The organism is uncultured Pontibacter sp., from assembly GCF_947495565.1.
GTDB lineage: Bacteria > Bacteroidota > Bacteroidia > Cytophagales > Hymenobacteraceae > Pontibacter.
The window spans coordinates 64,660-74,968 of the sequence record NZ_CANLZM010000017.1; the positions used below are offsets into that span (position 1 = coordinate 64,660).

Below are 10,309 nucleotides of genomic sequence, written 5' to 3' on the forward strand. Positions count from 1 at the left end.
GCCATAGTTGGTGTTTTTCACCAATTATCAAAATGCAGATGCTGTTAAACAGTTTTGATTTGTAATTTTAAGACTTATATGCTTTTAAGCTTCCATTAATCTATAAAACCAGGATCTCCTCTTTTTCTCTCCTGCAAACAGAAGTATGACAGCACCAGCTACCGCGGCTCCTACAGCCAACTTTTGCACTACACTGGCTGGGTTATGCTTCCACTCTGCTTTCATGCCTTTTTCAGCGAAGAAATTAGGTATTCGTCCATCCTTCAGGTCATCAATAACACCCTCCACTACATTTATACGATCTGCCAGCAGCAGAGGCAACCAATGCCCATAACTGTTTTCGCTCTCCTTAAAAGCAAGCCGGCGTATCTGGCCGCTAAGCCCTGACGGAGGTACAGAAGTACCGAACACAGCTGTTATATTAGGGCGCTCTATTGAGTGCAGCACTTCAATATTGATCGGCTGCTGAGGCGGCCGCTCCCAGGAATAGCCATCTTTCTCTTCGTCGGTGCGGCGCTTTATGGGGTAGGTCGGGTCGTTTTTAGGGTCAATATCTATACCCCAACCATTTATATGCGAGTAATCTTTTGCGTTGTTTTCCATGATCTTAATCTTTTAAACTTTGGCTGATGGTGGTATCAGAACAGGTTTGATGCAGTTGTCAAGCTTATCGGAGAAGATACGGTAAGCGTCAGATATCTCCTCTAGCGGAACTCGGTGTGTGATAAGTGCTTTAGGGTTTAGAACACCGCTCTGCACGTGGCCGATTAGCTTTGGCAGCAAGCGCTTGACAGATGCCTGGTTAGCACGAATTGTAATGCCTTTGTTAACAACATTGCCAATTGGCACCAGATTATCCGTAGGCCCGTACACCCCCACTATAGACACAATACCACCTTTTTTTACGGAGTTGATAGCCCAATGCAAGGCTGTGGCTGAGCCAGCCTGCAACAGCGTTTTCCGGCCTGTAAATGTTTGCATGGCATTCCCGGCCGCTTCCGCTCCCACCGCATCAATGCAAACGTCTGCGCCCATCCAATCCGTGGTTTTCTTCACAAACACTACCGGGTCTTCTATAGATCTGAAGTTATAAGCCTCGCACTGCGCATAGTTCCTTACAAACTCTAACCGGTACTCCACCTGGTCAAATACAATAACGCGGCCTGCACCAAAAAGCCAGGCACATTTTGCTGCCATAATACCGATTGGCCCGGCTCCAAACACCACTACGGTATCACCTTTTTGAATACCTCCCATTTCAGCAGCCTGGTAGCCAGTGGGCACCACATCGGTTAGCAGCACCGCATCATCAGGGTCCATACCTTCTGGTATAACAGTAGGGCCTACATCAGCGTAAGGCACGCGCACATATTCAGCCTGCCCGCCGTCATAGCCGCCCGCTGTGTGCGAGTAACCAAAAATACCGCCTACAGCTGTTGCCTGAGAGTTGGCTTCATGGCAGTTGCCGTATAGCTCCTGTTTACAAAACGCGCACTTGCCGCAGGCAATATTAAATGGCACCAGCACATTGTCACCGACTTTAAGCTTCTGCACATCCGAGCCAATCTCCTCCACTACTCCAATAAACTCATGCCCGAAGGTTGAGCCTACGCGGGTATCAGGTACGTTTCCGTTATACAAGTGCAGATCTGACCCGCAGATACAAGAGCGGGTAACCCGAACAATAGCATCCTGTGGGTGCAGGATTTCGGGCATAGGTTTATGGTCAATGCGGACCCGCTGCGGTCCGCGATAATTCATTGCCAGCATAAGATTGTTTTCTATAGTTGATGTGGGCTAAATCTACAAAACCTCATCTGGGCAACCCCACTAAAAATTGCACAGAGGCTTCTAATAACATGTAAGTACATACTTATATACATGTTCAAAGTTTCAATTATTGCACTTTCAAAAGGAATAGCTATACTTATATATACCTATCTTAAAGATGGAATTTACTTTATTTTAGAAGCCTGCGGCCGCATCATCTCCCCTGGGGTCGGCTCCGCCTTCCAGCTTTCCGTTTGGCAACACCAATATGCCTGCTGCTCTGCCTATTCCTCCGTCCTTCGGCGCAATTCTATGGCCTTTCAACCACAGCTCCAGCCCAGTGCCTGCACCCAATGCTCCCCATTCCGACAAAACCCAATCAGGCTTCCACTGGTGATGAAAACGGCCTGCATTAATGGCGCCCTGCATGCTAAAGCCATGCTTGGTTACATTAAGTATGATTTGATATACTGTTGTGATGATTGTGGAGCCGCCCATACTTCCTACTACCATAAACAGTTCTCCGTCTTTCTCCAGAATGGTTGGGGTCATGGAGCTTAGCATGCGTTTGCCTGGGCGTATGGCATTGGCCTCCCCTCCCACCAATCCATAGCTGTTCGGAAACCCGGGCTTTACGCTGAAGTCATCCATTTCATTGTTTAGCAGGAACCCGGCACCGGCTACAAGTACTTTAGACCCGAAGCTGCTGTTCAGGGTAGTAGTAACCGAAACGGCGTTTCCCTGTGCGTCTATGATAGAATAATGCGTGGTGTTCGGACTTTCAGGCGGCGCGGGAACGCCTGCAGATATTTCATCGCTGTCAGCTGCTTTATCCAGAGACAGTCCTTTTATTCGGCTGCTGATGTAGGCTGTATCCAGTAAATCTTCCACAGGAACATCATAAAAATCAGGGTCGCCGAGGTGTTTCGCCCTGTCAGCATACACTCTTCTTTCAGCCTCTATCATGAAATGAGCAGACCCAACGGTATTCCAGCCCCAATCCTGCAGTGGGTACTTTTCAGAGATTGTTAACAATTGAATAAGGGCAATACCGCCGCTGGAAGGCGGAGGCATGGAAATAATACGATAATTGCCTACCTGGCCGGTTACAGGTTTTCGCCAGACAGCGCGGTAGGAGGCAAGATCTGCCTTTGTTATAATTCCTCTCCCTCTTTTCATTTCGGCCACGAGCAAGTCTGCTGTTGGTCCTTCGTAAAAACCTACTCTGCCTTTGTCCCTGATCCGCTCTAACGTATGCGCCAGGTGCTGCAGCCGCAGCGTATCGCCTTCGCGCCAGTGGTCCTGAAGTATAAACTCCGGCCTCTTTGTATTGTAGGTGATAAAATCCGCCCGCTGCTCATTTAGCTTTCTGGCCTCTTTGCTGGTTAATGGAAAACCCTTGGCTGCGAGCTCTATAGCTGGCTGAACTAATTTATCCCAAGGCATACTGCCATACTTTTCATGCGCCTGCACCATGCCATCTACGGTTCCGGGTACGCCTGCTGCCAAATGGCCTTTGTAGCTCAGCCCGTCTATCACCTCTCCTTCCTCATTCAGGTACATGTTACGGTGAGCAGCCGCAGGAGCTTTCTCGCGGTAATCTAAGGCATCAAGGGTACCATCCTGCTGGCGCAGCACCAGAAACCCACCTCCCCCTATGTTTCCGGCATCCGGATACACCACAGCCAGCGCAAATTGTACTGCAATGGCCGCATCTATCGCATTGCCGCCTTGCCGCAGAATACTTGAACCAACCGCCGACGCAAGCGGGTGCGCCGACACCACCATAGCTTGATCTGTAACAAGGCCACGTTCTTTCAGGTCTCTTTCTGCACAACCTAAAAGGCTTATAAAAACTAGTAGAAAAATTAGTCTGCTGCGTATCAAATCTTATTAAAGAAATGGTTGATGAACGCTAGCTTTTACCCTTTCAGGGTGTATGAGGTTATATAAGCTGTCCTCTGCAGCGTTTCAAACCATAGATTGGTATTTAAAGCTAGCATTTTACACTTCAAGGTATAGCTCATAGACTACGATAAGTATAAAACGGATCACGACAGCTTTGCCTGAGCACCTATAGAACGCCTGCTCCGTCATCAGATCAGCTTCTTTGAAAACACAATCTTGCCTTTGCCGTTTTAACAGAGTCATCAATTATATCATTTTATGGACTTTAAGCTACCTCCTATACTTTATAATGCGCAAGGGCAGGTGCGCACCGTAGGCTTCGAACTGGAGTACTCTTATCTGAGCATAGCGGCATCAGCTGAAATTGTGCAGCAGCTATACGGAGGTGAGGTGCAGGTAGAAAACAAGTTTAAACAAAAGGTAGTCGGTACTTCGCTAGGTGATTTTACCTTAGAATTTGATTTGACTTTGCTGACAGAGAAACGCTATAAGAAGGTCTTTAAGGCGCTGAACATAAAAATTGATACAATAAACATTGGGGAGAATACACTGCAGGATGAAGTGGAGGATACATTGGGTAACCTGATCGGAAAAGTTTTCCCTAATGAGATTGCCTGCCCTCCCATCCCCTGCACAAAACTGCACCAGATCGAAAAACTGAGGGAGGCGCTGTTCCAAAATAATGCTGAAGGCACGCACTCTTTTCCAACAAATGCCTTCGGAACTCACATAAACATTGAGGTGCCTAACACAGCTACCGCTACGTTGGTGGCCTATTTAAAAGCTTTCCTGCTGCTTTACCCGTGGCTGCTGCAAGTTGGCGAAACTGACCTGGCCCGGAAGCTTAGTCCTTTTATTGATCCTTTCCCGCCGGCATATGCCGATCTAGTGCTAGCCTCTGACTACAAACCAAGCTTAGAACAGTTTATCAGAGATTATCATAAGTATAACCCTAACCGCAACCGCCCCTTGGATTTTTACCCTCTTTTTGCAGAGCTTAACCAAGAGTTGCTGGCTGAGTTTGAAAATCTGGGGAAAGTAAAAGCCAGGGATACTTTTCATTACAGGTTGCCAAACAGCTCCTTATCGCAACCCGGCTGGACACTGGCGGCTGAGTGGAATAACTGGATAGCAGTGGAGGAACTGGCCAACAACCCACAGAAATTATCTGAACTGAGCCTGGAATACATGAGCCTGAAGCGGCACTCACTTATTGGGTTCGACTCGAAGTGGATTAAAAGAACTGAAGAATGGTTATCCTGAGTCAAAAGTATAAAATCGACCGCAGCCGCCCTACCATTGGCATTACAGGTCCCGATAAAGGAGGCGGTGCTGCCTGGGCTTTTACAGCCCTATCTGTGTTGCTGGCAGGTGGCTGGCCCGTTAGAATCACCCCCTCCCGCCCACGCACAGCCGACGGTTTGCAAGCACTGATAATTGGAGGAGGCGCAGATGTGGACCCCAGCACTTATGAGCAGGAGCATGTACTGGACGATTATCTACAAAGAACCCTGCACCAGCCGCACCAGCCTTTCCTAAGGCGAGTCGGGCGCTTTTTCAGGTGGCTATACTTCCTGGCTGTGTTCTTTGTACGAAAACTCCTGAGTCGGAAACCAGCGTTTGGCCTTGACCGTGACCGTGATCACCTGGAGTTTCAGTTACTGGATCAGGCTATCAAAAAGAACTTACCCGTGATGGGCATCTGCCGCGGAGCACAACTCATGAACGTGTACTTTCGGGGTACCCTGTACCAAAGCCTCAACACCTTTTATGTGGAGGAGCCTAATCCGTCCAGCATCTTTCCGGTAAAAACAGTACACATTAAGCCGGGCAGCAAACTGGAGCAGGTGTTGGGTGCGCAGCAGCTTACCGTAAATGCGCTCCACAACCAAGCCGTAAAAGCCCCCGGAAATAACATTGAGATCGTAGCCCGTGAATCCAATAAAGTGGTACAAGGGATAGAAAACACCAGTCAGGATTTTGTGATTGGTGTGCAGTGGCACCCGGAATACCTGCCGCAGCACAAAACGCACCGCCGCCTCTTTAAAACGCTTATTTCGTACGCAAGAAAAGTAAGCCAGCAGATTGAGGAAAGTGACATGAAGGCAGCCTTAGCCACGCCAAAAGCACAAGTACAGCAAGCAATAGAAGACGCTGAAAAGGGCATTTAAAACCAAAATACCGTTATTTTGAAGTCCGTGAATTATACTTTTGAAACACACGAAAACCAATTCTGTTGTTACTGCACAAATACGAATAAGGCCTAACGCAAATCTTAACTTTTATGCCTCAGTATTCGCCCATCCTCCATCTCAATAATGCGGCCGCTACTCTCGGCAAAGCTTTGATCATGCGTTACAATCAGCAGGGTTTGATTATGAACTTCTGCCAGTTCCTTAAAAATATCAAACACCATGTCGCTGTTTTTCATGTCGAGGTTGCCGGTAGGTTCGTCTCCCATAATGATGTGTGGATCGTTTATAAGAGCGCGGGCAATAGCTACCCGCTGCTTCTCTCCACCAGAAATTCGGGAAGCCATTTTCTGGGCAAGTTGCCCAATACCCAACATCTTTAGCCGCTCTATGGCGCGGTGCTCTACTTCCTGCTGGCTATACTTCCCTAGCTTCAGACCGGGCAGCATCACGTTTTTAAGGACAGTAAACTCGTTGAGCAGGTAATGAAACTGAAATACAAACCCAATCTTCTCGTTCCGGATACGCGCCAGCTCTGCATCACCCTTTCCCGTCATCAACTCTTGGTCTATCAGCAGTTCTCCCTGGTAATCTGTATCCATGGTAGAAAGTATGTACAGTAAGGTTGATTTTCCGCAGCCAGACTTGCCTATAACCGATACAAATTCCCCTTTATTAACAGTGAACGTAATATCAGAAAGCACCTGCACGGTAACCGGATCATGGAATTCTTTGCTGATGTGCCTGGCTTCAAGTATGATTTCCTGCATGGTTCGCAAACTGGACTTGTAATTAACTTTGGACTTTACTTTCCCCGGATAATCTCCACAGGATCTACTTTACTGGCCTTACGAGCCGGAAAGAAACCGGCAAAATATGTGGTGATCATAGAGAAAGAGCCGCCAATAAAGTAAAACACAGGACTGTAGTTAATAGGATACGTTTCAACAGTGGGTAGCGCAGCCGTATCAAACGGAATATTGTCTATGATAACAGAAAATACAAACCCGAACAACAGCCCTACCGTTCCTCCGAAAAAACCTATACTTAGCGCAATAATCAGAAAGATCCGGTTTACGTCCCTCCCTGAAAAGCCGGTAGCTTTAAGTATGGCAATGGAATCCATTTTCTCATAAATCATCATGTTCAGGATGTTGAAAATACCGAACCCCGCCACTATAAGCAGCACTATGCCGACAGAGTAAGATATAAGCGAACGGATATTGCTGCCCGTTTCAAACTGAGCGTTAGCTGTCTGAATATCTTCTGCATCAATATCAAAAAGTTTGGCATACTCCTGCGTTACGGCTGGTGCCATGTCTAGGTCGTGCAGCTTAACCTGAATATCGGTAATATAGTTGGCAGGTTTGCCCATCAGCTTCTGTGTGGTGCCAATGGAGGCATAGCTCTGAACTTTATCAATCTCCTGAATACCCGACTGGAAATACCCGACAACCTTTAAGGGGAAGCGCTCGCCTTGTATAGTCGTTACCTGCACCACATCCCCAATATCAGCTACCAGAATATCAGCGAGACCTTTGCCAAGTATAATGCTGTTGGCCACGTTTTTCGCGTCTATGGCTGTACCTGCAGTTACATAATCTTTGAAATTAAATAACCTGCTTTCTTCCTCTACATCAACACCGTTAATTACGCCGGTTATCTCTATAGTGCCTTCGTTAAAGAAAACCTGGGCAGTTAGTTTGGGGGCTGCACCAAGTACCCGTTCGTCATCTTTTACCGCCTGCATAATCGGGCCGCTGTTATAAATCTCCTGCCGTGTAATTCCTGATTTAACCGAGCTGATAAAATTATAGGAGCCTTTAAATTCTGCAGCAGCGTTTACAGGTTGGTTATCACTCGGTTTGATTTCATTGTAGAGGCGCACGTGCGGAGTCCGATTAAGTATCAAGCCATCCAGCAGGTCGTTGAGGCCATTCATAAAACTGAGCAGCGTAATAAACATGGCTATACTAAAAGTAACTCCCACAGCAGCTACCAGCGTTTGTCGCCAGCGCGCCAGCAACAACGATTTAGCAATGCCAAAAATCAGCTTACTGTTCATTTAGTTGGTTTAATAAGCACGGCATCCTTCTCCAGGCCATCCAGAATTTCGACCTTCTGGTAATCTTTCAAGCCGGTCTTTACAGGAACCCTATCCTTCTCTTCCGTTATCACAAACCCTCCATCTACCAAATACTCTCGTGGTATGGTAAGCGCTTCCTTTTTTGTCTGAATGATAATATTAGCTTCGGTGGTGAGATTAGGAAACAGGGCAGGCGGAGTGGTAACAAAGTTAGCTTCCACAGTAAAGGAACGCGTCCTTTCGTTCATCGCAGGGTTTATTTTATAAACTTCACCTTCAAACACTTGCCCTTTGTAACTATCGAGGTTCAGCAGCACTTTCTGTCCTGGCTTTACGCGTGCTATGTCATACTCGTCCACTTGCAGCTCCAGAATAAAGTTATCGGCATCTCCTACCACTGCCACTGGCGTCTGCGGGCTTACCAACTCCCCCTCCTCCTTCAGCACACTATACACCCTGCCGTTTGTTTCACTTTTGATAGTATAATCTTCTGCCGCTGTCTGGCTAATCTGCAGGTTTTTCTGCGACTGGCGGGCAGCAAAATCAAGTTGCTTTTTGAGGTCGTTGTATCGAAGTACAGCAGAGTTATATGCTGTTACAGAGTTTTCGTAGTTGAGCTCTCTTTGCTCCAGATCCACGCGTGTTCCGATCCTGTTAGTCCATAAATTTCGCTGCCTTTCCAGGAGCAACGAGTCATTTTCCATTTTACTTTGTGCCAACGCTATGGTTTGCTTCAGCTCGTTCAGTTTTTCTGCATTAGCACTAACACGCGCATATTCTGCGGCAATACGAGCATTTTCAGTATTAAGGCGAGCTGTTACGTTGTCAAGTTTCAGCAGCGCCTCCCCTTTTTCTACCACATCTCCCTCTGTAACCAACACCTGCTGTATAACCCCGCTCACAACCGGAAACACTTGATATTGGTTTTGACTTTTAACTACTCCAGATGCATATACTGACTCTGAAATAGCCTCCACTGTAGGCTGAGTTTTTTCCTGCTTACCTGTACAAGCGTTCAATGTCATGATCAGTAGAAGCAATAAAAAGTACTGTTTCATTTAAATTATTCTTAAAACTGGCTAAGATTTCTAGACTGAGCGAAAGAAAGCTACTCAAGGCAATACTAGATGCATTAACACTTAATGTACAAAAATTTGAATCTCTATAATTTATAGTACGATGAAGTATGGATTTAAATTTAAAGCACAGGAACAAAGCAGCTTCGTTATTTAACACAGCAGAAACTGTAAATACTCAAGTTATGATTGCAAACGTAAGTAATACTGCTCTACAACAGTTTATACTTTTGTAACATAATTGTGGCAATACAAGAGAGTGGATAAGCAGCGAAATGGATTTTGAAGGCAGTTGTTGAGGTAAGTATTCACCTATAATTGTTGTTCCCAGACATAGAAGTAACAGGTAGCTTATACTTTTTAATCACAATCCAATTTAGCAAAGTATAAAATAGCTTGAGCTCCCCGGAATTAACAGGGACTCATGTTATCATCTACTTTATAATCTGCTAACTATAAGAGTAGCAAAGGATACAACAGCTATGCTGCATGATTGCTATGACTAACTTTACCATAAAGCTAGGTATAGAATTTACAGGAAGAGAGATAGGTTTGTATTAAGTGTTATGGCGCGCTTCCACTTCTGAAGCTTTATTTTTATTTGTTGCTGCATCTATACTCCAAATACCAGAGCCACGTGAAGCCATATACAGAAACAGAAAGCAATATAATACTGCTTTTTCCCCTTCATTAAGAAGCGGGTTCCAGTCCTCCGGAAAATGTACCATAAAAAAAGCAACTGCCATCTGACCACTAGCAATAAAAGCAGCCCAACTAGTCATAAAGCCAACAGCTATCAACAGACCGCCAAAGAACTCAATTATTCCAGCTAACCCCATTAAAGAAGTCAATTCAACTGTATCGCCGCTTCCAGGCCAGCCAAATAATTTCTGGCTACCATGCATAGCAAACATAACTCCTACCATTATGCGCAGAATTGCGTATAATTGCGGGCTGAATCTACCTAAATATCTATCCATACTTTCTTGGTTACAAATAGCTGACAGTCAAATTAAATAACACATCTAAGGCACAATATTACTACGTAGTATGGCCATTCATGTTAACTTAATAAACTGACACTGCATACTAGAAGCTCTTATAGTACAGCAAAATTTCGGATTGCAAGTGTGACTTAAATCTAATCCTTTGATAAAGCGGGAGGTTGACAAACCCCTATAGAAAATGATTTCGGATTGACAAAGGAGGCTCTGGCCACTGGCAAATCCATCCATGCTATCACGGTGCTAGAGCGCGAGAGGGTCACGCAGCAGAAA

General features: G+C 45.9%; 9 protein-coding genes. 2 read left to right on the forward strand and 7 right to left on the reverse strand.

From position 1 onward, the window contains the following. Positions 1-84: 84 nt before the first annotated feature. The 3 genes from Q1B04_RS18245 to ggt form a co-directional block, all read right to left on the reverse strand. The gene (locus tag Q1B04_RS18245) at positions 85-603 is read right to left on the reverse strand and encodes a hypothetical protein (RefSeq protein WP_299761701.1); all 519 of its coding nucleotides are present in this window, start codon (positions 601-603) and stop codon (positions 85-87) included. A gap of 12 nt (positions 604-615) precedes the next feature. Further along, entirely contained in the window at positions 616-1,770 is a 1,155-nt protein-coding gene (locus Q1B04_RS18250; RefSeq protein ID WP_299761704.1) for a zinc-dependent alcohol dehydrogenase, read from the reverse strand. Positions 1,771-1,965: 195 nt separating this feature from the next. Beyond that, positions 1,966-3,558 carry a gamma-glutamyltransferase gene (gene ggt / locus Q1B04_RS18255; RefSeq protein WP_299761728.1) on the reverse strand — a complete coding sequence of 531 codons (1,593 nt, stop codon included), beginning with the start codon at positions 3,556-3,558 and terminating at the stop codon, positions 1,966-1,968. A gap of 378 nt (positions 3,559-3,936) precedes the next feature. Between ggt and Q1B04_RS18260 the strand changes: the two genes are divergently transcribed. Both Q1B04_RS18260 and Q1B04_RS18265 read left to right on the forward strand, forming a co-directional pair. After that, positions 3,937-4,941, forward strand: coding sequence for an amidoligase family protein (locus tag Q1B04_RS18260; RefSeq protein WP_299761707.1), 1,005 nt, complete (start codon positions 3,937-3,939; stop codon positions 4,939-4,941). Continuing rightward, positions 4,929-5,849 carry a gamma-glutamyl-gamma-aminobutyrate hydrolase family protein gene (locus Q1B04_RS18265; protein ID WP_299761710.1) on the forward strand — a complete coding sequence of 307 codons (921 nt, stop codon included), beginning with the start codon at positions 4,929-4,931 and terminating at the stop codon, positions 5,847-5,849. The genes Q1B04_RS18260 and Q1B04_RS18265 overlap by 13 nt, the downstream gene beginning before the upstream one ends. 104 nt (positions 5,850-5,953) lie before the next feature. Here Q1B04_RS18265 and Q1B04_RS18270 read toward each other — a convergent pair whose 3' ends face one another. From Q1B04_RS18270 to Q1B04_RS18285, 4 genes are all read right to left on the reverse strand, one after another. After that, positions 5,954-6,640, reverse strand: a complete 687-nt coding sequence (locus tag Q1B04_RS18270; protein WP_299761714.1) for an ABC transporter ATP-binding protein — start codon at positions 6,638-6,640, stop codon at positions 5,954-5,956. Positions 6,641-6,675: 35 nt separating this feature from the next. Then, a complete protein-coding gene (locus Q1B04_RS18275) occupies positions 6,676-7,935 on the reverse strand; it encodes an FtsX-like permease family protein (RefSeq protein ID WP_299761716.1) in 1,260 nt (419 codons plus the stop codon). Then, positions 7,932-8,981, reverse strand: coding sequence for an HlyD family efflux transporter periplasmic adaptor subunit (locus Q1B04_RS18280; RefSeq protein ID WP_299761719.1), 1,050 nt, complete (start codon positions 8,979-8,981; stop codon positions 7,932-7,934). Before Q1B04_RS18280 ends, Q1B04_RS18275 begins: the two co-directional genes overlap by 4 nt. Positions 8,982-9,589: 608 nt before the next feature. Further along, positions 9,590-10,012: a DoxX family protein gene (locus Q1B04_RS18285; protein ID WP_299761722.1), complete on the reverse strand. Its 423-nt coding sequence runs from the start codon at positions 10,010-10,012 to the stop codon at positions 9,590-9,592. Positions 10,013-10,309 lie beyond the last annotated feature (297 nt).